The organism is Desulfosporosinus cupriresistens, assembly GCF_001707885.1.
Lineage (GTDB): Bacteria > Bacillota > Desulfitobacteriia > Desulfitobacteriales > Desulfitobacteriaceae > Desulfosporosinus.
In genome coordinates this window covers 51,299-71,560 of the sequence record NZ_MASS01000006.1, presented here as the reverse complement: position 1 = coordinate 71,560, position 20,262 = coordinate 51,299, and the positions used below count along the sequence as shown (strand labels likewise).

Genomic DNA, 20,262 nt, shown 5'->3' with positions numbered 1-20,262 from the left:
AGCGTCATGCCTCATAAGATGTTGTTTATTGTTATACAATAAGTAAAGTTATAATAATTGCACTTTTAATTGAAAAAGAAATTTAATTTAAAACTGTTCGCCATGAATACATAATTTACCTTTATTTGATCTGAAATTCTTATAACGATCGTTGAAGTGTTTTATGAGATACAAGAAAAAACTTAGACTGATCCATAGCAATTAATAACTTCTGTATGGATATTCTAGGTTATGATTTCAAGTTGGCTGAACTTAAATTAAGTCGGAGGTATTGTTGAGCTCCTGCAGGGCTTGAATAATCAACTTTTACGATGACCTAAACATGTCTGAGCGCGTCTATAGGATTCAATCTGCTCGCTTTCCTTGCAGGAGCTAAGCCAAAGATAATTCCTACGGCTGCCGAAAAGCCCACTGCGAGAATTATTGTCCAAGCGGTAATCGTAAACGAAAATTTCATTAAGATAGATGCGACTATGGCGATTAATAACCCTATGATCAATCCTAATAGACCACCAAATAGAGAAATAAAGATGGACTCAATTAGAAACTGTAATTGAATTTGGGCAGGCTCTGCACCTAACGCCTTCCTGAGTCCTATTTCTGTAGTGCGTTCTGTAACGGATACAAGCATCATATTCATAATTCCAATTCCACCTACCAGCAAAGATATTGAGGCAATACCGGCGAGCAAAAGCGTCAACATACCAGTTATATTACCGATAACATCAATGATATTTTGCATATTAAGCACAGTAAATGTATTTTCACGGTAGTTAAATGCGGAATTTAAAATGGTGGTCACGTCATTGATAATACTTTCGGATTTGTTGGCATCGCTCATATAGACATCAACATTTGTAATGTTCCTCACTCCCAGTGTTTTCATAGCCGCGGTGTAGGGCATAATTACAATATCGTTTGTCGATCCCATGATTGAGCCGCTGCTTTCCTTTAAAACGCCAACAATTGTAACGGTGTTGCCATTAATCAATAGGTGCTGACCAATAGGCTCATCTCCCCAAAAAAGCTCTTTTGCCAGATCGCTGCCGAGGATTGCAACTTGATTTTTGTTGTTAACATCAAGAATATTTACCCCTCTGCCTCTGGCCAAACTATTCAGCTCTTTATTGAAGTAAACATTATTTTTGCCTTGCACGGAAACGTCTGTTTTCACATTACGCTTATAAACGAGGGAGGTTTTACCAGAAACAGTCGGCGAAACTCCACTTACATTATTAACCCTAGAAAGCTGCTCCAGATCTTTTTCACTCAGCCCCTGTTTTAGGCGTGTGCCCATTGCCTGAATGGTAATTTTATCAGCACCCAGCGATGATATCTGGCTAGTAATGCTTCCCGTTGCACCTTGTACAATGGTAATCAGGGCGATGATGGAGGAGACCCCTATCAGCACACCAAGGACTGTTAAAAATGAACGCATTTTATTATGAATGATATTGCTCCATGCCATTTTCATACACTCTTTCAGCATTAGACCCAGCCCCCTCACTTAAACGTCCATCAAGGATATTGACGATTCTTTTAGAATATCGTGCGATATTCGTATCGTGTGTAATCATGATAATAGTTCTTCCTTCGGCATTAAGGTCTTTAAAGAGCTGCATAATCTGTTGTCCGGTCTTTTGGTCAAGTGCACCTGTCGGCTCGTCAGCAAGCAGGATCGTTGGTTCAGTCACAACAGATCGGGCAATAGCGACACGTTGTTGTTGTCCGCCTGAAAGCTGGTTCGGATAGTTATTCATTTTTTCGGCAAGACCTACCCGTTCGAGGATTGCCATTGCTTTCTTGCGGCGATTTTCGGGAGATACTCTAGCATATATCATCGGCAATTCTACGTTTTCCAGGGCGTTCAATCTTTGGAGGAGCTGAAAACTCTGAAATACAAAGCCGATTTCTTTATTACGTATCCGTGCTAATTCCCTTTCGTCCAAGTCTTCAACATCATTATTGGCTAAAATATATTTTCCGCTAGTAGGAACATCAAGACAGCCAAGAATATTCATAAGGGTTGACTTGCCAGAACCCGAGGGCCCTAAAATTGAGACAAACTCTCCCTCGTTAATTTTTAGATTGATATTATTAAGCACCACAAGCTCTTCAGCATCTAAAGAGTAGCACTTGACTATGTCTTGCATATTGAGGATTTCAGTCATTGTGCCTTAACACCCCCAGAACTTCCTTGGGAAGTTTCATTGGTACCTTGCTTCATCTGTGCGCTCGAACCAAAACCAGTGGCCTCCTGAACTGTCGGCGGGACTAATACGGTGTCATTAGCTGTCACACCACTTTTAATCTCTGCGTGCACACCATCATTGAGGCCAAGTGTTAGCTTAACAGTTTTTGGCGAATTATTACTGTCTTTTAGCAATACATACGGGTTGTTGTCAGCGTCAAACTGTATTGCTGACATGGGCAGGAGTACCACGTCAGAAACACTCTGATTTATTACTTTCGCTTCTGCCGACATCCCTACGCGCAGGTTACTGTCCTTGGGGAGCGAAATTGTAGCTGTAAAATTGGTAACCCCGTTCGTATATTCCCCTTCTTTAGACACATCCGTAATTTTTCCGCTAACATCTTTATTCAAGGCATGAATGGTAACGGTTGCGTCCTTGCCCGTTGAAACAGCCGACAGATCGTATTCATCAACCTGTACTTTCAGTTGCAAATCGGAATAATCAACAATATCAATCAACTTTGCACCAGGCATAAGCTGGGCATTTTCATCCGCATAAATACTGGAAACTTCTCCGGCAATCTCGGATTTTATGTCTTCACCCATTACGGTTGTCATCAAAACAGTATCTTTTGAAACTTTATCCCCCTCTTGAACCTTAAATTCTTTAATCTGCATAGTCTTATCAGCAAAAACTGTCTGTTTGTTTTTAGCTTCAACACTACCAGAAAAGCTGTAATTGGTGACTAAATTGCCCATTGTAGGTTTGACTTCTGTATAGCTTGTTTTTTTAGGTAGAGCATATACGGCAATACCTAAGGCCACGACTAATAACCCAATGATCGACCATATAATAACCTTTTTATTTCCCGACTTTTTATTTTTCATTTTGATCGACCTCATCTTTACTTGTTTTTAGCAGTTTGCCTGAATAATTGTGGTAATATACCGTGGTTAAATTTATTGACCGGGGAATACCACCTTCACTATCTGATCAAGGTTTTACATTGACTTAACTTATAACTGTGAGTAATTTTGTATAATAAAGGGAAGTCGAAGTGGAAGTGGAAGTGGGTGGAAGGCAATGTCAAATGAAATGGAAATCGTGGACAAGTTGATGTCTCAAATCGTCTCAGGAAAATACCATGCCCATAATAAACTGCCCTCGGAAAATGAAATTGCAGAACAATACAAGGTGCCGAGAATTACTGCCCGGAAAGCTTACGAAAGACTTGAAGAGTTGGGGTATATCTATAAAAAGCAGGGTAAAGGCAGCTATGTCAAAGACAGATATAAACAGATTGAGCTTGTTCTGTCGGGTGATGTTAGTTTCAGCCAGAAAATGATTGACAAAGGCTACGATTTTCAAACTAAAACTATATTTTGCCAGGAGATCAAATATAATAAAAAAATTTTTAACAATTTAGAAACCGATGAGCAAGACAGGATTTTTAAGGTAGGGAGACTGAGGTATATTGATCAACAACCCATCGCCCTGCATATCTCCTATGTTGCCAAATCTGTGTTCAATGATATCGATAGCGTGGGAATGGATATTACATCCATGTTCAAATATTACAATGTTAAGGGTTACACGGAATTCTGCTCAAAACCCAGCATTTTAAGCGTTTCTTTTCCCACGAAGTCCCAACGGAAATTGTTAAATTGCCCATATTTAATTCCTCTTCTAGTCTTGGAATCAGGTTGTATGGACAAAAAAACGGGCACAGTATTGGAGCACATAAAGATTCTTTATAGAAGTGATTGTTTTTCCTACGTTATCCCATAGACCATAGTACCTGAACAGTTCTAGGATAGTGGACATAAGCAAAATATAGGATTTTTAAGATTAGGTCCTCTCCTTAGAAAAGAGCCTTTCACCCATAAAGTGGTGGAAGGCTCTTTGAACGTTATTTAGGCTCTGTTCACGAAATTAGAAAACAATAGGCTTTACAAAGATTTAACGGAGTAATTACAAAGCTTTAACATCGGTCAACTTGGCAACAAGTTATGATAATCACGTGGACATAGAGTACTACGTTTATGAAGTTGGAGACTTTACTCTTACACAAAGGAAGGCTAAGTGATGATCAGAAAAAAAAGAACTGAAATCTTAATCAAAGGTTCACCAGAGGTTTCCGTAAAATTAGCCCAAGAGATACTAACGGTTCATGATGTGACGACCATAGAGGAACCCAATAATAGTTTAGTGATGGTCAAGGTACGGGAAAGCGCCAAACGAAGTTTATTCTATCTGGGTGAGGTCTTGATTACAGAATGTAAGGTTATGATCAAGGGGATTTTAGGAATCGGTTTGATCAAGGGCCATGAACCTGTGTTGGCTTACAATCTGGCAATTATCGATGCTGCTTACAATGCGAATTTGCCGGAGACAAAAGAATGGGCGAGCCTATTATTGTCAGAGGAAGTCAAGATCAAGGAAACATGTGAAGCTTTAAACAACAAGATCTTAAAGACAAAAGTAAACTTTGCGACTATGGATGTTTAGATAAAAGGGGTAAAAAGTAGATGAAACTTGATTTGGTTCATGATATTCAAGCTGCCTATCGACTAACGCTTGATTCAATGTCAAGACCAGGCTTGATCAGCAATATCAGCAATCAGGCAGACAAGCTGAATATGGAGATTAGTTGTTTTGGCTCAACCTTAGTATTAGTGTTGATGCTCTTTGATACAGAAGTAAAATTCAAGGTATGCTCCGAACATGAAGCGGAAACCGCCAAACTTATTAACCAGCTAACATATGCCAAAGAGACGGAAGTCGAGAGCGCGGATTATATTCTTGTTCTGAAGGACGCTAAACCGGAAGATTTGGAGGAGGTCTTTAGAAAGGCCTATCCAGGTGATTTGCTGGACCCACATAAAGCAGCAACCATCATCATTGAAACAGACTATGTGAGCATTGACCAGACTTTAACTCTGACAGGTCCTGGAATTGAAAAGGAATGCTATATAGATGTGAAAACAAATGATCACTGGGTTGAGCTTCGAGCTGAAAAAAACACTGAATATCCCTTAGGAATAGATCTTATCTTTACAGATTGGCATGACAACATTTTATGTCTGCCAAGGACAACTCAGATAGCGAAACGGGTGATTAAATAGATGGGGTATGTTGCAGTAAAAGGCGGTACTCTTGCCATCGAAGAATCAATCAAACGCCTGAAATATGAACGCTTGAAAAAGCGTGTAGTTTTGGATTGTCACAGAATTGAAGGCGGAATGCGCTGCCTGATTGACCAAGTTATGTCCGAAAGCAGCCTCTATAATGAGACTTTGGCAGCGATGGCAATCAAGCAGGGTGAAGGGAGTCCTGAAGAAGCAGTTTTTTTACTGAGAGCTTATCGTTCAACGTTGCCGCGCAAACACTATTCGCGGACGGTCGAGTCCGAGGATATGTTGGTGGAACGACGAATATCGGCCAGTTTTAAAGACATTCCCGGTGGACAGATCTTAGGGGCTGCTAATGATTACACTCATCGATTAATTGACTTTAACCTCAATGAAGAAACAGACGAAGAGGTCGTTAATTGGGTGCGCGAATATGCTCTGGAAAACGGAGTTGATCAAGACAAGACAGATTTAGCTAATCTGCCCAAGGTTCTGAATTATCTGCGGGAGGCAGGTCTGCTGCCATCTTGTGAAAGAGATAATCGCGAGCCAGACGATGTTACCAAAGAGAGCCTTCAGTTTCCAACGAGTCGCAGTGAACGGCTGCAGATTTTAACTAGAGGGCAGACTGGTGCGGTTACATCATTAGGCTATATAGCGCTGCGCAGTTATGGGGCGTTGCATCCAACGGTGGGAGAATTGCGGATTGGCAACCTGCCGCTCCATGTGGATAACCCGTTCAACGAACAAAATGAGGACGAGGATGCTTATTATATTGGAGAAATTAAAGTCACTGAAGTAGAGACTCTGTTTCCAGAAGATATTCAAAAATTCAAGGGTCAAAAAGAGATAGAGTTCAGCCTTGGCTATGGAATCTGTTATGGCCAAAATGAAACCAAAGCAATTGCCATGAGTATCTTAGACCATTGCCTAGAAACGGGCAATCCTGAGTATCCGACGCATAATGAAGAGTTTGTTCTTTTGCATATTGACTCTGTTGAATCCACAGGGTTTATTTCACATCTCAAATTACCTCACTATGTGACATTTCAGTCCAAGCTGGACAGTGTGCGTAAGTCGAAAAAAGGTCAGGTTGGCCAAAACACGGAAAATAATGAGGAGTTAAATCCATGAGAATTGAGTATAATTTTGCATTTTTTGATGAAGGATCTAAACGAGAGATTAGAAGAGCAACTCTCAAGGCAATAGCCATTCCTGGCTATCAGGTACCTTTTGCTTCACGGGAAATGCCGATCGCCAGAGGCTGGGGTACGGGAGGGCTACAATTGACACTTTCCTTGGTTGGTAAGCCAGATATTCTGAAAGTTATTGACCAAGGCTCAGATGAATCGGTAAATGCCGTAAATATTAAAAAGCTCATCGCTATAACAACGGGTGTAACCGTATCCGACGAAACGGCGGAAGCAACCATCATTCAATCGAGGCACAGAATCCCAGAAATTCCTCTCCAAGAAGGTCAGATTTTGGTTCTTCAGGTCCCTTTACCGGAACCGTTGAGATATTATGAGCCGAGCGAATATGAAACTAAAAAGCTCCATGCAGAGCAAGAATACAGTGGTGCCTGGCTGATGCTCTTTGAGCAGATCATGAACTACGGAACAATGTCAACGGGCGCAGACCATCCAGTTATGGTTCATGGTAGGTATGTTATGGCCCCCAGCCCTATCCCGAGATTTGACAATCCCAAGCTGAATTATTCGCGGGCGTTGATTCTTCTAGGGGCAGGTCGTGAAAAGAAAGTCTATGCGGTGCCTCCATTTACTAGGGTTGCGTCCCTTGATTTTGAAGACTACCCTTTCGGAGTTGAATCGTTTCAGGATAAGTGCTGCAGATTGTGCGGGGCCCAAGGCGTATTTATGGATGAAATAATAGATGATGTAACAGGTGAACCCTTTTATCAATGCAACGATTCCGGCTATTGTCTGCAGAACTTGAATGGAAAATCAATAGGATGAGGGATTGAAAAATGGAAGATTTTGAACAACCTGTCTTGTCCGTCAATAAGATCAATAAGCAATATGGCAATGGGTGTGTACACTGCCGAGGGTCAGAGAGAGAGGGCTTGCTAAAAAATTATTGTCCTATTTGTGGGACGGTATATGCCTGCAGGGATATTACGTTCGAAGTGTACGCTGGAGAAATATTAGGAGTCGTCGGGGAAAGCGGTAGTGGCAAGTCGACCATGATGGAGTGTCTGTATTTTGATCAGGAAGTAAGCAGCGGAGAGGCCTACATCAATTCCTACAAGGGCGGGAAAACAAATGTGTTTGCAGAGTCGTCCCAACAAAAACGATACATCAGGAATCATATGATGGGAAAAGTCTACCAAAATCCACTTTTGAGTTTAAAGATGAATTTCTCATCGCTTGGCAATATCGCTGAAAAGCTGATTTCAGCTGGAAACAGGAATGTCGCAATGATGGAAGCCCGAGGGGAAGAACTACTGGAGCATGTAAACATACCCGTTTATCGGATGAAAGAAGCTCCCAAGAATTTTTCAGGTGGAATGCAGCAAAGAGTTCAAATTGCCAAGGCTTTATCGAACAATCCACCACTGCTCTTGCTCGATGAAGTAACCACTGGGCTGGATTTGTCCGTTCAAGCCAGTGTCCTTGATTTAATTAAGACTATACAGAGAGCGTTGAAGATTACTGTGGTCATTGTCTCCCATGATTTAGGCGTTATCAGAATGCTGGCGGATCGAACAATTGTGATGCTGGATGGAAAAATTATTGAACATGGTTTGACCGATCAGATTCTTGAAGATCCGCAGCATGGCTACACCCAGAAGTTAGTCCAATCGTTGATATAAGTTTAAGTAAGTTTTAGGTTTTTAGTTAGGGGCTTGAAAGGTAGGATGAAGGCGAAAATGCTCAAAGAGCTCGGCAAAGAACCGTGTATCCATGAGAATTGCCAATTGCATAATGTTGAGTTGGGTCAGTATACGGAGATAGGGATTAGCAATGTTTTCGAAAATGTAAGACTTGATGATTTTTCTTATACAGGACAGTTTTGTATACTGCAAAATTCTGAAATAGGCAAGTTTTCCAATGTCGCGGCTATGGTAAGAATTGGGCCTACTGATCACCCGATGGACAGGCCAACCTTGCACCATTTTACTTACCGTCGCCTGAAATATGGCTTTGCTGAATCGGACGATGAATTGTTCTTCCAATGGCGGACGGCGCAAATAGTTAATATAGGTCATGATACCTGGATAGGACATGGCGCAATTATTATGCCTGGTGTAAAGATCGGCAATGGGGCGGTAGTGGGCAGCGGAGCGATTGTGACGAAAGATGTGGATCCCTACACCATTGTAGTCGGAGTACCATCTAAACCAATTAAGAAACGGTTTTCTGAAGATATCGTCAGAAAATTAGAGGAGATCAAGTGGTGGAACTGGTCTTATGAAATCATTAAAGAAAGGCTTAATGACTTTTACCTTTCTATTAACGAGTTCACAGACAAGTATTATAAAGCAGGTGAGTAAATGGAAGAGATACTGGCGATAGAGCATTTATCAAAATCTTTTATCATCCATAATTTAGACAAGCACATTCAAGCATTGCACGATATTTGTATCGACTTGAAAGAAGGCGAATTTGCCGGGATCACAGGGAAAAGTGGTAGTGGAAAATCAACCGTATTTAAGTGTATTTATCGAACTTATGCACCACAGAAAGGTAGCATATGGTATAACTCTAAAAAGTTTGGCTTGGTAAACTTAGCGGAACTATCGGAACGACAGATGATTTATCTTAGGAAACATGAGATTGGCTACGTGTCCCAGTTTTTAAGTACCATGCCCAGGACAACTGCCCAGGAACTGGTAAAACATGCAATTTTAGAGATGGGGTATGGAGAAGATTACGCGGAACGAGAAGCAAATAGTATGCTGGAGCATTTTGATTTAGACAGAGACCTATGGGATTGTTACCCAGGCACCTTTTCCGGAGGTGAAAAGCTGCGTCTGAATATTGCCAGGGCTATGGTAAAGCGACCAAGGCTATTGCTGCTAGATGAACCGACAGCAAGTTTAGACCAGACCTCCAAATTGAAAGTGAGAGAACTTATTGAGCAATTGAAAAGAGACGGGACTACGATGATGGGAATCTTTCATGACCTTGAATTTATGGAAAACCTCTGCAGCCGGGAATATATCATGCGTGATGGAAAATTGGTAGATAATTAAATTTAACCCAAATATTACAATAGGTTAATGGGGACTTAATAAATTTCAGATAAAATAATGGAAGGTTATCCACATTGTTCTTAGTGTAACTAGGTTTCAATGGGGAGGGTAAATATTTCAAACTTGAGAGGAGAATAAACGTGAAGAAAGCCCCTTTATTTGCACTGGTCATTATTCTTGTGTCATCTCTTTTAGCAGGTTGCGGATCTACAACTTCATCTTCGTCTTCAGGCTCAGATTCAGACGTTAAAGACCCTGGTACCATAACTATTGCTTGGTTGCCTAATAACGCTGCAGAGGATTTTAAGGATACCCGAGCTGAGATCGACCAGGTTATAGAAAAGGCCACTGGTTTAAAAGTGGAAGACAAGTTAACCACGGATTACGGAATTACTGTTGAAGCCATAGCCAGTGGTAATGCCCAACTAGCCTTCTTAGGCGGAGAATCTTATGTTGAGTCTCACAAAAAGAATCCTAAGGTTGTTCCTCTCGTGGTCAACAGCGGAGCATCCGGTACCTTGGAAGATGCCTTGTATTATAGCCGGATGCTGGTTAAAAAAGGCAATGAAGATCAATACAAATCTGGTTCAAATTACTCCATTGCTAACATAGCCGGGAAAAAGTTCTCTTTTGTTTCTACAAGTTCGACATCCGGATTTAAAGTGCCATCTTCAGCTATCGTCTCCGAATTCTCCAAGCAAGACAAATGGAAGAATCTGAAGGCAGAAGATCTGCTGCAAGGTGGCAACGGGAAGTTTTTCAGCCAAGTGCTTTTCGGAGGTTCTCACCAGTTATCTTTAGTGAATGTGTTGACGGATAAATCTGATATCTCAGCGGTCGATGATGTTGACGTGGTAAGTTATGTAGATCTTACTTCAGGAGAACTTAACAAACCGGGAGCAGTATACACTGTTAAAAAGGACGCTGCTGATCCATTCAGCAAATTGGCCGGCGCGCAATATGTAATCATCAAATCCATCCCGGTTATGAACGGTCCCATCGCAGTAAATTCTGGCGCGTTAAGTAAGAAGACTATGGATGCGATGATTAAAGCGCTTACCTCCGATGAGGTTGCCAAGAACGAAAAGATTTTCATACCTAAGGATTCTAAAGCTAAAGGCTTTTTTAACGCACCACAGCATTTTTTGACCACAGATGATGCTTGGTATCAACCCATCCGCGATCTGAGCAAATAACATATTTAGGTAAAGTTGGTTAGATGGAAAAGAAAGTAGTAGATAGTATTACTTAAATGAAGGGGTGTTGAAATGAACCATAACCATGAGAAATAATGGGCAAGGTTATTTCAATACCTCTCTCAATTTAATCAGAGGAAGGAAGTAGATTATGGCATTATTAGAGTTGAAAAATGTCACAAAATATTATAATCAAGCAATACCGGCTTTAGACAACGTTAGTTTCTCAGTCGATGAAGGAGAGTTTGTTTCCATCATCGGTCCTTCTGGAGCGGGAAAGTCGACCCTTCTGCGCTGTATTAACCGGATGGTTGAAGCGAATAGCGGGGAGATCTCCGTTGACGGTGTAATCTCCTCTAGTTTGACCAAGAAAAAGTTGCGAACGCTAAGGACAAAGATTGGGATGATCTTTCAGCATTATAATCTGGTTGATCGTCTGACAGTTATCGAAAATGTGCTCCACGGTAGGCTCGGCTATAAATCAACGCTGGCAGGAGTCTTAGGTAGATACAGCCAAGAGGAAAAAAAGCAGGCTTTGCGAATTATCAGGATTTTGGGCCTTGAGGAGCAAGTTTATAAGCGGTGTGATCAGTTAAGTGGCGGCCAAAAACAGCGGGTGGGCATAGCGAGGGCATTGATTCAAAATCCTAAAATAATTTTATGTGACGAGCCGATCGCCTCGTTGGATCCTAATGCATCGAAAATTATCATGGATCATCTAAGAGACATTTCTACAGTGATGGGAATAACTGTTATAGTAAATTTGCATCAGGTTGAGATAGCTTTGAAGTATTCGGACAGAATTATCGGCGTTAATAAGGGAAAAGTTGTTTTTGACGGATCTCCCTGCGATTTAACAGCTGGGCAGATTCAGGCAATTTATGGTTCGGAATCCGAAAATTTGATTTTCGATTTGGGACAAAGACATGCTGGATGATATTTTCACCAAGCGTCGGAATGACAATCTGGGATTTTTTGCGTTACTAATCGTTCTTACTATCGGCTCGATTATCATCACTAAGTATGATGTAATGAAAGGTTTTAGCAGCATCAGCAAGGCATTAATATGGGGCGGGAGCAATTTTTATCCTGATGCAGAGTCATTGAGAATACTACCCGAGATCTTGCCCAAGTTGCAGGAAACAGTCTTAATGTCCATCGCTGCAACGACCGTAGCTGCGGTTTTTGCCCTATTCTTGTCCTTGGCTGGGTCCAGAACGACAAGGATAAACAGGATCTTTAGTGTTATCAGTAGGGGTATTGCCTCTCTCTTTCGTAACATACCACTTGTGGCTTGGGCCATGGTTTTGATGTTAGCCTTCAGCCAAAGCCCATTGACCGGTTACTTCGCCCTGTTTTTTGCTTCTCTTGGATTTCTGACACGTGCCTTTATGGAAACGATCGATGAAGTAGGCAATAACTCAATTGAGGCCTTGCAAGCGACGGGGGCTGGTTATTTCCACATCATTTTTCAGGCAGTATTACCAGCCAGCATGCCCCAGATGATCAGTTGGTTATTGTATATGATTGAAACTAACATTCGTGACGCTACCCTGGTTGGAGTGCTTACCGGAACGGGTATCGGGTTCTCCTTTGATTTGTATTACAAAAGGTTTGATTACCATGCAGCTAGCCTGGTTGTGATTTTTATCGTAATCACAGTTATGCTCATTGAATTTGTATCAAATAATATCAGAAGGGTGATTTTGTGATGCTATTTGAAGAATCAATCAAAGGGTGGGCCCAATTAGGTGATTCCGTAAAGGATAATATTAGCGCGAAATCGATCAACCTTCCCCTAAATAAAGCGTCATTCGCTATGCGGGCTATATTGTTGACATTATTAGCTTTAACGATTTATTTTTTCTTTTCTCTTGATTATCTAGGTATTAACGTTCTTCAGGGATTTGCTGATACATTCGATAACTTTAAGACGATTTTTCTCCACCCTCATGCCCATCGTTTTACTTTAGGAGAAGCTTTCGTAAATGTTGTGGTAACTTTAGGGTTGGCCTTTTTGGCAACGTTGATAGGTGGTATTATTGCTTTGTTTTTGGGACTGCTGGCTGCTCAAAATTTGGCTCCGAAACACGTTACCAATTTCATTAAGGGCTTTGTCGCTTTTATTCGAGCTGTGCCAACGATTTTATGGGTTTTGATTTTTGCTGTAGCCGCTGGACTTGGCAGTGCTGCCGCAATTATCGGTTTGAGTTTTCATTCAATCAGCTATTTAACTAAGGCCTTTTCTGAGTCTTTTGAAGACCTGGATAGAAGTGTCATTGAAGCCTTAATGGCTAGCGGCGCCAACTGGTGGCAGATAATTTTTCAGGCGGTTATACCTTCCTCGGTTTCCTATTTGCTTTCCTGGACTTTTTTGAGGTTTGAAATCAATTTTGCTAACGCCGTGGCGATGGGTGCTGCAGCCGGTGCAGGCGGTATCGGATTTGATCTGTTTATGGCTGGGAATTTTTATTTCGATCTACGAGAAGTGGGCGTTATCACATATCTTATTATAGCCATTGCGATTGTTCTTGAAGTGGCTTCAATGAATATCAAGCAGAAACTTCAAAAAAGTACGTAATCTTCGATACTGAATAGATGAGATGATAATGAGTTAGATCATTCTCAAAGTAAGGAGTAATCACAAATGAAAACAAAAAAGGTATGCATTCACAACGCCCAGATCATTTTGCCTGAAAAAATTGTTAAGGGTCATATTATGATTGATGGACAAAGAATTTCAGAGGTAGCAGAAAGCATTTTTCCTAAAGTTAAAGGCAATCCTGATCTCACGGTGATTGATGCCGAAGGTTGTTATGTTATGCCGGGAATGATCGATCTACATAGTGACGCTATCGAAAAGGAGATCCAACCAAGGCCTAATACCTTATTTCCTATAGATATGGCTTTCTATGAGTTGGAAAAAAAGCTTGCTGTATGCGGTATTACAACTATGTACCATTCTCTTAGCCTAAGTGATGAATGGGGAGTTCGCAATAAAGACATGGTTGTAGGAGTCATCAATAGTATTAATCGGCTTAAAAGGACTCGTTCTATGATTAATCATAAGATTCACCTGAGATACGAGTTGACCTTCCTGGCTGGGATTAATATCTTAGAAAGCCTTATCAAAGATAAGAGCATAGATTTCATGTCTTATATGGATCATACTCCTGGTCAGGGACAGTTCAAAGATGCAGAAGCCCTTAAAAGCTTTACGATGCAATCCTATGGAAAAAAGGCGCAGGAAGTCGAAGAATTTATGGATAAAACCATCGAGCAACAGGCTATGATTGATTGGTTTAAACTTAGGAGTTTAGCTAAACTTGCGAAAACAATAGGAATTAGATTGGCGTCCCATGATGATGACACAAGAGAGAAAATTGAGACGCTACTTGAATGTGAAGGGGTATTAAGCGAATTCCCTATTAACATAGAGACGGCCCTTTACGCAAAATCCCGAGATATTTATGTTTGTGTGGGCGCCCCCAATATAATACGCGGGAAGTCCCATAGTAACAATATGAGGGCGATTGATGCCATTCTTAATAATGCTGCAGATATCATGTGTTCTGACTATCTTCCAAGTGCGATGCTTCCTGCAATTTTTAAACTTACAAAGGAAGGAATTAAGCTAACGGAAGCTGTTAAGATGGTCACGTTAAATCCCGCTAAGGCTCTGGGGATTGACAATGAAGTCGGAACAATAGAAGTTGGAAAATGTGCGGATTTAATCTTTGTGGCAATGCATCAGGATTATCCCATCATTCGTAAAACTATGGTGGGTGGGAATATTATTTCTCAATCAGAATTTTTGGTGTTGAACTCCGAAAGAGTTGATAATGTATGTTGATTAGACAGGACCTACCCTACAAGATTTTAGAAGATGCAGTGTTAAAGCAGTTAGGCGTTGAGAGAAAACGTAATTTCCGAGGACATATAACTTTATTTTACCTCGAAGAAAAATTATTCAAAAAAGAAAGTAAAAAACTTGCTGGTGCAGTCGCAGATATAAACAGAAGATCATTCGCGAACCCTTTGCCCTTCATTTTAGAACGGGCAGAGGTGAGAAAATTCGATAATTTTTCGGAATTCTATCGTCGGGACCATTGGCCTGTATATAGGTTCTAGCCTTCCTGACGATTTAAGCTTGAAAGGTGATTTCGTGAATCAATTTAGTGAACTGATAATAGAAGAGTCACTAATAATCTCCAAACAATTAAGTGCTTCAGGAGAAGGGGAACCCAGCGCCTTGGCAGGAGTGGCTCTATCTAAAGATGAGCTTGAATTTGTTGCTGTCAATCCGCGCAATAAGATGACTGTCGCTAGGCGGTTAATGTTGTTAATTACCATGGTATTAACCATATATCTTTTCCTTAATTGTGATTTTCAGACGATAATTCTCCAATCCTATGCTAATGGATTTACTTTAGGGGACGCTTTCCAGGAAATCGTGTTAACTTTGGGGTTCGGATTAATACCCACGCTGCTTGGTGGAATCCTGGCTTTATTTTTGGGACTGCTGGCTTCCCGAAATTTGGCCACCAAACAAGTGGTCAATATTATCAAGGGAGTGGTTATGGTTGTTCGAACAGTACCTACAATAATATTGGTTCTAATCATTGCTGCGGTGGCAGGGTTTGGTAGTGCTGCAGTCGTTGTTGGTATGACGCTTCATTCGCTTAGCTATCTGACAAAAGCTTTTTCTGAGTCTTTTGAGTGCTTAGACCGGAGTGTTATTGAAGCTTTAATGGCCACTGGCGCTAATTGGTGGCAAATTGTTTTTCGAGCGGTTATCCCTTCTTATGTTAGCAATTTGTCTACTTGGACTTGCTTGAGCCTTGAGATAAACTTCGCCAACGCCATTGCCCTAGTTACGGCGGGGACAAGTGGGCTGGTTTCTTTTGACTTGAGAGAAGTAGGGTTGATTACCTATTTCATTTTAGCTTTTGCCATCGTATTAGAGTCGGGTTCTATGAGATTTGGAAGAAGATTTTCCCATTAGACACGAAAGAGTTGATATGTATGTTAATCAGAGAAGCAATAGAAACTGATCTGCCAAGTGTTATTGAGCTACTAAAAGCTATGGATGGAGAAGACGGCATAGATAGCGATGAGGCGGGGGCAGTATGGTGTAATATGATGGAATATCCTTATTATAAAGTTTTTGTTGTGGAAGATGACAAGCGTATTGTCGGAACTTGCAGCCTTATCATAATAGATAATTTAGGTCATCAAGGTGCAAAACTTGCAGTCGCAGAAAGCATGATTGTAAGTCAGGATTACAGAGGACGCGGCATGGGAAGTAAATTGATGCAATTTGTCATGGGAAAGGCTCAGGAGGAAAATTGCTATAAACTTGATGCTTTCCAGTAATAAAAAAAGGATTGAGGCTCACAAATTTTATGAGCAGCTGGGTTTCCAACAACATGGAATAAGTTTCCTGATAGAGGTAGGTAATAAATGATTGATTTACACGTGCACACAAACATCTCAGATAATTTCTTGAGTGCCAGTGAGGTTATTCGGCTGGCTAAGGGGAAGGGAATCACCCACCTGGCTATAACGGATCATGATACCACGAAAGGATTAACAGAGGCGATAACCCTTGGTCAGGAAATTGGGGTTAAAATTGTGCCAGGGATCGAAATATCTGCCTATGATTATCAGAGAAATAAACGGGCGCATATACTCGGTTTGTTCATTGAACCCGGGCATCCCTCCCTGGATTTGCTTTGCACCTCTCTTGTGCAAAATCGAAACCAAGCATCCTACGAGATGGTAAACAAGGTAATTGCAGCGGGGTATGATATTTCCTGGGAGGATGTACGAAAGTATGAAGGGGGAACGGGTGTTTATAAACAACATATTATGCATGCTTTGCTGGACAAAGGTTATTGTGAGAGCATTTATTGCAATCTTTACAAAAAGCTTTTTCGAAGAGGTGGTAGTTCTGAAGCTCAAGGAATCGCTTATATTCAGCTAGACTATATTGATGCTCAAGAGGCGATTGGGGCGGTCCGAGAAGCAGGTGGGATCGCCGTTCTTGCCCATCCGGGCCAGCTCGGTAATTTTGAAGCGATTGATGAATGGGTGGAGTTAGGGCTGGAAGGAATTGAAGTATTTCATCCCAGTCATACGGAGGAGGATCGGCAAATGTCAAAGTACTATGCCCAAAAACATAATTTGATCATGACTGGAGGTTCGGATTTTCATGGCTTTTATGCGGAGAAGCCAGTTGAATTAGGATGTCTCGATTTGGCTCAGGATTGTATTAATGAATTGTTAGCCAGAAAAAGGAGGATACAGGATAAAAACATTCGTTAGAGGGGTAGTAAATTATGAAAACAATAATCCAGAAGGGCAAAATCGCAATTCCCGGTGGTGTTATTGAAGGCTCAATAATTGTTATGGCTAATAAAATTAGTCATATCATTGAAGATGCTGATCCAATACTGGTTCAAACTGATCGTCAGGATTATGAAATAATCGATGCCAATGGTTGTTATGTTATGCCTGGCCTAGTAGACTTCCATTGCGATATGCTTGAGCAATAATAAAGCTGGCTTAGATATCCTTAGCAATATTTTCGACGAAGGAATGGTGGACTTTTTTTCAGTAATGGATCACTCACCTCGTTACACAAGGTTTAAAGAAGGCAAGGAAGCAGATCTAATATTTGTTCGCCATAATCCCGGAGATCTCCCCATAGTAGAAAAGGCCATGGTAGCGGGTAAATGGACGTTCGGTAGGTGATCAATAACATTCCCGGCAAGAGAGGGTTACGATATTATGAATGATGAAGAAAGAGAAATGTATGAATTTGCCAAGGACCTAACGCATTCTGCCGGGTCTAAATTAAGACTAGAACGTCAACACTCTGTAATTACCGTAAGGGAAAAAACATCCCAGATGGACCTGGTTACGGAGCATGATTTACTAATTGAAAAGTTATTGGTAAAGGCTATTCTAGGAAAGTACCCAGGGCATGGAATTTGGAACAACGCGGGGGAGGGGTTCTTATCCGCAGAAAAGACGATAATGGATCACCCTGTGGTAAGTTATTGGTAGCTGCTTTCCGTTCGCCATTGATATGGGAGGAAGCGTTCGAATACCTTCCTCAATGTCTCAGAGATAAATTTAGGGCTTAGTTTTGAGTAATTTGAGTATGTCGAAGGTGAGTAGGTCGAAACGATTTAGTGGGGAAGGTTTACTTTACAGTAAATAGAAAATAGCGGTATAATAAGGTTGACTTATTCTCAGGGCGGGGTGCAAGTCCCCACCGGCGGTATCCCAGATGATTCTGGGGAGCCCGCGAGCGCTCCTTTTGTTTAAAAAGGAGGTCAGCAGATCTGGTTTAAATCCAGAGCCGACGGTATAGTCCGGATGAAAGAGGATAAGGTAGTCGGCATAATCTAATTTACATCAGAATCTGAGATGAGGTTTATTTGGTTTTGCTTACTGTCTGTCTCTGTGCCCTGATTCTAGTAAGTCGACTATATTAATAGGAGGCGTATTACTTTGAATCAAACATTATTAACTCGGTTCGGAAATTCAGTTGAGAGAGTGGAGAGGGCTCTTGACGCCTTGCGTCGTGGCTTAGGAGTCTTAGTTACCGATGATGAACAAAGGGAAAACGAAGGAGATATTTTCTTTGCAGCGGAGTCTTTAACTAATGAGCAAATGGCGATGTTAATCCGCGAAGGCAGTGGTATCGTCTGTTTGTGTTTGACGGGGGAAAAGGTCAAAGCCTTAGAACTGCCTATGATGGTGGAAAACAACACGAGCAGTTATCAAACGCCATTCACAGTATCAATCGAAGCTGCGAGCGGTGTCACTACAGGTGTGTCTGCTGCTGACCGAGTCGCAACTGTGAAAGCGGCGATTGCAGATCATGCGCGTCCGGATGATCTCCGACGCCCAGGGCATGTTTTTCCTTTAAGGGCCAAACCATTAGGTGTATTAGAACGTCCAGGGCATACTGAAGCGAATGTTGATCTAATGCAGCTTGCAGGACTTAAGCCTTATGGAGTATTATGTGAACTTACAAATCCTGATGGTACAATGGCGCGTCTGCCAGAGATAGCAAGCTTTGCCGAAAAAAATGATATGACCGTGGTTACGGTTGACGATATAATTAGTTATCGAAAAATGAGAGAATAGAATGAGGTTCTGAAGACTTTTAACATGCCTTTAGGGTACGTCAAAAGTCTTTCTTTTTTGTTAAGAATTAAATGAGGTTACGAATCCCTATCGCAACTAGTAAGACACCAGATATAAATTCGGAAAGATGTCCAAAATAGAGAAAGTTCGCTCTAATACCTAGGTCGTAGCCAATAGTTATTGTTATTAAACTAAAGAAAAAAACTGAAAATATTACTGGAATTAATGAAAGCCCACTCAGACCTGCTCCTAAACCGGTAACAAAGCAGTTTAAAGAAAGAGATACACCTATGATTACTGCTTCATTAATACTAATAATCCCATTAGCATTACGATCCGCTTTGGCAGGATTATTAATTATATTGATAAGTAATTGAACAGCTTTGGATCGTTTATAAATCATCGGAAATAGATTTTTTTGCAAGATTCTACCAAAAGAAATCCATAACCCAATGAGGATCAATAATAACGCGCCTACTAAATTTGCAAACGGAAATACCTTGTTTAAAAATGTTCCCATTGACATAGCAAAGGATGTTGCCATTATTGACATAATAGCAATTAGTAGATTTGAGAAAAAAGAAATACGGATTTTTTGTAAACCATAACTTATTCCTATACCTAAGTTATCTAAATTGGAAATGATTCCAATTGATATAGAAATTCCTAATAAATTATGCATTTTTTTGCCTCCAAAAATCACTTAATTTATGTCATTTTATTTTGTTCAAAGACTGAGCTAATAAACTGTAAATTGCTGGGTAATAAATAACTAAGAGCCTTCTAACACTTTCATGTTAGAAGGCTCTTAGTTATATATAATAGGTAACAAAAATGGGCTGCAAATGGCCAAACCAATGTATTAACTCCTTTAATTTAAAAAGTAAAGAATTCAAGACGAACCAAAAGTCCCTAGCCGTTAGATATTTTCGTCGCTAGGTACTTTTTCTTCTGTCACTTGGTCAGTTACCTGTTCAGCAGGAGCCCTTAATAATTCAGGCGAATTTTGGGAGGGCAATAAAGACGAACTTTTAACTTGATCAACAAAGTTTAACACGACGGTCGTGCCTTTGACTACTGCCTTACGGGCACCTTCTCTTGCTTCTGGTGATACTACTAGTACTATTGCTGCAGCGCCAAGGATAAAACCAAAAGGTGATTTCTTGATAAATTTGAACATTATGAACACTCCTCCAAAAGTTAATTGCAACAAAGAAATTATATAAAGTAGTTTCCAAAATTTCCATAATTTATTCGCGCTACCCTTATAAGACTAGGTCCTAATAAAATTAAGTAACATTTTCTTGACGAGTGATTCCCTAAATCTTCGTTCCAATTAAGCTTTCAGGTATAAATTAGCC

Annotated in this window: 25 protein-coding genes and 1 riboswitch; of the genes, 20 read left to right on the top strand and 5 right to left on the bottom strand. The window is 40.8% G+C overall.

Annotation, left to right across the window (positions count from 1 at the left end):
• Window positions 1–316: 316 nt before the first annotated feature.
• Genes DSBG_RS03905 through DSBG_RS03895 form a run of 3 tightly spaced genes read right to left on the bottom strand, consistent with a single transcriptional unit; the run spans window position 317 to window position 3,082 of the window.
• Window positions 317–1,489 (bottom strand): ABC transporter permease, encoded by a 1,173-nt coding sequence (locus DSBG_RS03905; protein WP_068962908.1) that lies wholly within the window; start codon window positions 1,487–1,489, stop codon window positions 317–319.
• The gene (locus DSBG_RS03900; RefSeq protein ID WP_068962907.1) at window positions 1,443–2,171 is read right to left on the bottom strand and encodes an ABC transporter ATP-binding protein; all 729 of its coding nucleotides are present in this window, start codon (window positions 2,169–2,171) and stop codon (window positions 1,443–1,445) included. Before DSBG_RS03900 ends, DSBG_RS03905 begins: the two co-directional genes overlap by 47 nt.
• A complete protein-coding gene (locus tag DSBG_RS03895) occupies window positions 2,168–3,082 on the bottom strand; it encodes an efflux RND transporter periplasmic adaptor subunit (protein ID WP_068962906.1) in 915 nt (304 codons plus the stop codon). The genes DSBG_RS03900 and DSBG_RS03895 overlap by 4 nt, the downstream gene beginning before the upstream one ends.
• A gap of 196 nt (window positions 3,083–3,278) precedes the next feature.
• Between DSBG_RS03895 and DSBG_RS03890 the strand changes: the two genes are divergently transcribed.
• The 20 genes from DSBG_RS03890 (at window position 3,279) to ribB (ending at window position 18,901) form a co-directional block, all read left to right on the top strand.
• A complete protein-coding gene (locus tag DSBG_RS03890; RefSeq protein WP_068962905.1) occupies window positions 3,279–3,983 on the top strand; it encodes a GntR family transcriptional regulator in 705 nt (234 codons plus the stop codon).
• Between the two features lie 297 nt (window positions 3,984–4,280).
• Window positions 4,281–4,703: a phosphonate C-P lyase system protein PhnG gene (phnG, locus tag DSBG_RS03885; RefSeq protein ID WP_068962904.1), complete on the top strand. Its 423-nt coding sequence runs from the start codon at window positions 4,281–4,283 to the stop codon at window positions 4,701–4,703.
• A 20-nt stretch (window positions 4,704–4,723) separates the two neighbouring features.
• Complete coding sequence (gene phnH / locus DSBG_RS03880) at window positions 4,724–5,320, top strand: phosphonate C-P lyase system protein PhnH (protein WP_068962903.1); 597 nt, start codon at window positions 4,724–4,726, stop codon at window positions 5,318–5,320.
• Window positions 5,321–6,460: a carbon-phosphorus lyase complex subunit PhnI gene (locus tag DSBG_RS03875; RefSeq protein ID WP_068962902.1), complete on the top strand. Its 1,140-nt coding sequence runs from the start codon at window positions 5,321–5,323 to the stop codon at window positions 6,458–6,460.
• Complete coding sequence (locus DSBG_RS03870; protein WP_068962901.1) at window positions 6,457–7,302, top strand: alpha-D-ribose 1-methylphosphonate 5-phosphate C-P-lyase PhnJ; 846 nt, start codon at window positions 6,457–6,459, stop codon at window positions 7,300–7,302. The genes DSBG_RS03875 and DSBG_RS03870 overlap by 4 nt, the downstream gene beginning before the upstream one ends.
• Window positions 7,303–7,313: 11 nt before the next feature.
• On the top strand, window positions 7,314–8,159 hold the full coding sequence (locus DSBG_RS03865) for an ATP-binding cassette domain-containing protein (protein WP_068962900.1): 846 nt from the start codon (window positions 7,314–7,316) through the stop codon (window positions 8,157–8,159).
• Between the two features lie 57 nt (window positions 8,160–8,216).
• Window positions 8,217–8,840 carry a DapH/DapD/GlmU-related protein gene (locus DSBG_RS03860; protein WP_083236721.1) on the top strand — a complete coding sequence of 208 codons (624 nt, stop codon included), beginning with the start codon at window positions 8,217–8,219 and terminating at the stop codon, window positions 8,838–8,840.
• A complete protein-coding gene (locus tag DSBG_RS03855) occupies window positions 8,841–9,542 on the top strand; it encodes a phosphonate C-P lyase system protein PhnL (RefSeq protein ID WP_068962898.1) in 702 nt (233 codons plus the stop codon).
• Window positions 9,543–9,682: 140 nt separating this feature from the next.
• Entirely contained in the window at window positions 9,683–10,738 is a 1,056-nt protein-coding gene (locus DSBG_RS03850) for a PhnD/SsuA/transferrin family substrate-binding protein (RefSeq protein ID WP_068962897.1), read from the top strand.
• Window positions 10,739–10,889: 151 nt separating this feature from the next.
• Window positions 10,890–11,675 (top strand): phosphonate ABC transporter ATP-binding protein, encoded by a 786-nt coding sequence (gene phnC, locus DSBG_RS03845; protein ID WP_176716162.1) that lies wholly within the window; start codon window positions 10,890–10,892, stop codon window positions 11,673–11,675.
• The gene (locus DSBG_RS03840) at window positions 11,665–12,450 is read left to right on the top strand and encodes a PhnE/PtxC family ABC transporter permease (protein WP_068962895.1); all 786 of its coding nucleotides are present in this window, start codon (window positions 11,665–11,667) and stop codon (window positions 12,448–12,450) included. Before phnC ends, DSBG_RS03840 begins: the two co-directional genes overlap by 11 nt.
• The gene (locus DSBG_RS03835; protein ID WP_068962894.1) at window positions 12,450–13,319 is read left to right on the top strand and encodes a PhnE/PtxC family ABC transporter permease; all 870 of its coding nucleotides are present in this window, start codon (window positions 12,450–12,452) and stop codon (window positions 13,317–13,319) included. Before DSBG_RS03840 ends, DSBG_RS03835 begins: the two co-directional genes overlap by 1 nt.
• A 66-nt stretch (window positions 13,320–13,385) precedes the next feature.
• A complete protein-coding gene (locus DSBG_RS03830; RefSeq protein ID WP_068962893.1) occupies window positions 13,386–14,591 on the top strand; it encodes an alpha-D-ribose 1-methylphosphonate 5-triphosphate diphosphatase in 1,206 nt (401 codons plus the stop codon).
• 312 nt (window positions 14,592–14,903) lie between these two features.
• The gene (locus DSBG_RS03820; protein WP_242877398.1) at window positions 14,904–15,743 is read left to right on the top strand and encodes a PhnE/PtxC family ABC transporter permease; all 840 of its coding nucleotides are present in this window, start codon (window positions 14,904–14,906) and stop codon (window positions 15,741–15,743) included.
• Window positions 15,744–15,763: 20 nt separating this feature from the next.
• Complete coding sequence (locus DSBG_RS03815; protein ID WP_242877397.1) at window positions 15,764–16,114, top strand: GNAT family N-acetyltransferase; 351 nt, start codon at window positions 15,764–15,766, stop codon at window positions 16,112–16,114.
• Between the two features lie 87 nt (window positions 16,115–16,201).
• The gene (locus tag DSBG_RS03810; RefSeq protein ID WP_068962891.1) at window positions 16,202–17,065 is read left to right on the top strand and encodes a PHP domain-containing protein; all 864 of its coding nucleotides are present in this window, start codon (window positions 16,202–16,204) and stop codon (window positions 17,063–17,065) included.
• A 14-nt stretch (window positions 17,066–17,079) separates the two neighbouring features.
• Window positions 17,080–17,295, top strand: coding sequence for a hypothetical protein (locus DSBG_RS03805; protein ID WP_068962890.1), 216 nt, complete (start codon window positions 17,080–17,082; stop codon window positions 17,293–17,295).
• Window positions 17,285–17,494: a hypothetical protein gene (locus DSBG_RS22290; RefSeq protein WP_141694232.1), complete on the top strand. Its 210-nt coding sequence runs from the start codon at window positions 17,285–17,287 to the stop codon at window positions 17,492–17,494. The genes DSBG_RS03805 and DSBG_RS22290 overlap by 11 nt, the downstream gene beginning before the upstream one ends.
• A 36-nt stretch (window positions 17,495–17,530) precedes the next feature.
• Window positions 17,531–17,809: an inositol monophosphatase family protein gene (locus tag DSBG_RS03800; RefSeq protein WP_068962889.1), complete on the top strand. Its 279-nt coding sequence runs from the start codon at window positions 17,531–17,533 to the stop codon at window positions 17,807–17,809.
• A 180-nt stretch (window positions 17,810–17,989) separates the two neighbouring features.
• Window positions 17,990–18,140: riboswitch (FMN riboswitch) on the top strand.
• A gap of 119 nt (window positions 18,141–18,259) precedes the next feature.
• Window positions 18,260–18,901, top strand: a complete 642-nt coding sequence (gene ribB, locus DSBG_RS03795) for a 3,4-dihydroxy-2-butanone-4-phosphate synthase (RefSeq protein ID WP_068962888.1) — start codon at window positions 18,260–18,262, stop codon at window positions 18,899–18,901.
• Between the two features lie 67 nt (window positions 18,902–18,968).
• Here the strand turns inward: ribB and DSBG_RS03790 are convergent, their stop codons facing one another.
• Window positions 18,969–19,583, bottom strand: coding sequence for a manganese efflux pump (locus tag DSBG_RS03790; protein ID WP_068962887.1), 615 nt, complete (start codon window positions 19,581–19,583; stop codon window positions 18,969–18,971).
• Window positions 19,584–19,820: 237 nt separating this feature from the next.
• Window positions 19,821–20,081: a hypothetical protein gene (locus tag DSBG_RS03785; protein WP_207647213.1), complete on the bottom strand. Its 261-nt coding sequence runs from the start codon at window positions 20,079–20,081 to the stop codon at window positions 19,821–19,823.
• Between the last annotated feature and the right edge of the window lie 181 nt (window positions 20,082–20,262).

Excerpts from the sequence above, each read along its gene's own strand:
- DSBG_RS03785 (WP_207647213.1), bottom strand. The coding sequence starts at position 20,081 with ATGTTCAAATTTATCAAGAAATCACCTTTTGGTTTTATCCTTGGCGCT.
- phnG (WP_068962904.1), top strand. The coding sequence starts at position 4,281 with ATGATCAGAAAAAAAAGAACTGAAATCTTAATCAAAGGTTCACCAGAG.
- DSBG_RS03860 (WP_083236721.1), top strand. The coding sequence starts at position 8,217 with ATGCTCAAAGAGCTCGGCAAAGAACCGTGTATCCATGAGAATTGCCAA.
- DSBG_RS03875 (WP_068962902.1), top strand. The coding sequence starts at position 5,321 with ATGGGGTATGTTGCAGTAAAAGGCGGTACTCTTGCCATCGAAGAATCA.
- phnC (WP_176716162.1), top strand. The coding sequence starts at position 10,890 with ATGGCATTATTAGAGTTGAAAAATGTCACAAAATATTATAATCAAGCA.
- DSBG_RS03830 (WP_068962893.1), top strand. The coding sequence starts at position 13,386 with ATGAAAACAAAAAAGGTATGCATTCACAACGCCCAGATCATTTTGCCT.
- DSBG_RS03790 (WP_068962887.1), bottom strand. The coding sequence starts at position 19,583 with ATGCATAATTTATTAGGAATTTCTATATCAATTGGAATCATTTCCAAT.
- DSBG_RS03870 (WP_068962901.1), top strand. The coding sequence starts at position 6,457 with ATGAGAATTGAGTATAATTTTGCATTTTTTGATGAAGGATCTAAACGA.
- DSBG_RS03865 (WP_068962900.1), top strand. The coding sequence starts at position 7,314 with ATGGAAGATTTTGAACAACCTGTCTTGTCCGTCAATAAGATCAATAAG.
- DSBG_RS03815 (WP_242877397.1), top strand. The coding sequence starts at position 15,764 with ATGTTAATCAGAGAAGCAATAGAAACTGATCTGCCAAGTGTTATTGAG.
- DSBG_RS03905 (WP_068962908.1), bottom strand. The coding sequence starts at position 1,489 with ATGCTGAAAGAGTGTATGAAAATGGCATGGAGCAATATCATTCATAAT.
- phnH (WP_068962903.1), top strand. The coding sequence starts at position 4,724 with ATGAAACTTGATTTGGTTCATGATATTCAAGCTGCCTATCGACTAACG.
- DSBG_RS03900 (WP_068962907.1), bottom strand. The coding sequence starts at position 2,171 with ATGACTGAAATCCTCAATATGCAAGACATAGTCAAGTGCTACTCTTTA.
- DSBG_RS03805 (WP_068962890.1), top strand. The coding sequence starts at position 17,080 with ATGAAAACAATAATCCAGAAGGGCAAAATCGCAATTCCCGGTGGTGTT.
- DSBG_RS03840 (WP_068962895.1), top strand. The coding sequence starts at position 11,665 with ATGCTGGATGATATTTTCACCAAGCGTCGGAATGACAATCTGGGATTT.
- DSBG_RS03800 (WP_068962889.1), top strand. The coding sequence starts at position 17,531 with ATGAATGATGAAGAAAGAGAAATGTATGAATTTGCCAAGGACCTAACG.
- DSBG_RS03855 (WP_068962898.1), top strand. The coding sequence starts at position 8,841 with ATGGAAGAGATACTGGCGATAGAGCATTTATCAAAATCTTTTATCATC.
- DSBG_RS03890 (WP_068962905.1), top strand. The coding sequence starts at position 3,279 with ATGTCAAATGAAATGGAAATCGTGGACAAGTTGATGTCTCAAATCGTC.
- DSBG_RS03810 (WP_068962891.1), top strand. The coding sequence starts at position 16,202 with ATGATTGATTTACACGTGCACACAAACATCTCAGATAATTTCTTGAGT.
- DSBG_RS03895 (WP_068962906.1), bottom strand. The coding sequence starts at position 3,082 with ATGAAAAATAAAAAGTCGGGAAATAAAAAGGTTATTATATGGTCGATC.
- DSBG_RS03835 (WP_068962894.1), top strand. The coding sequence starts at position 12,450 with ATGCTATTTGAAGAATCAATCAAAGGGTGGGCCCAATTAGGTGATTCC.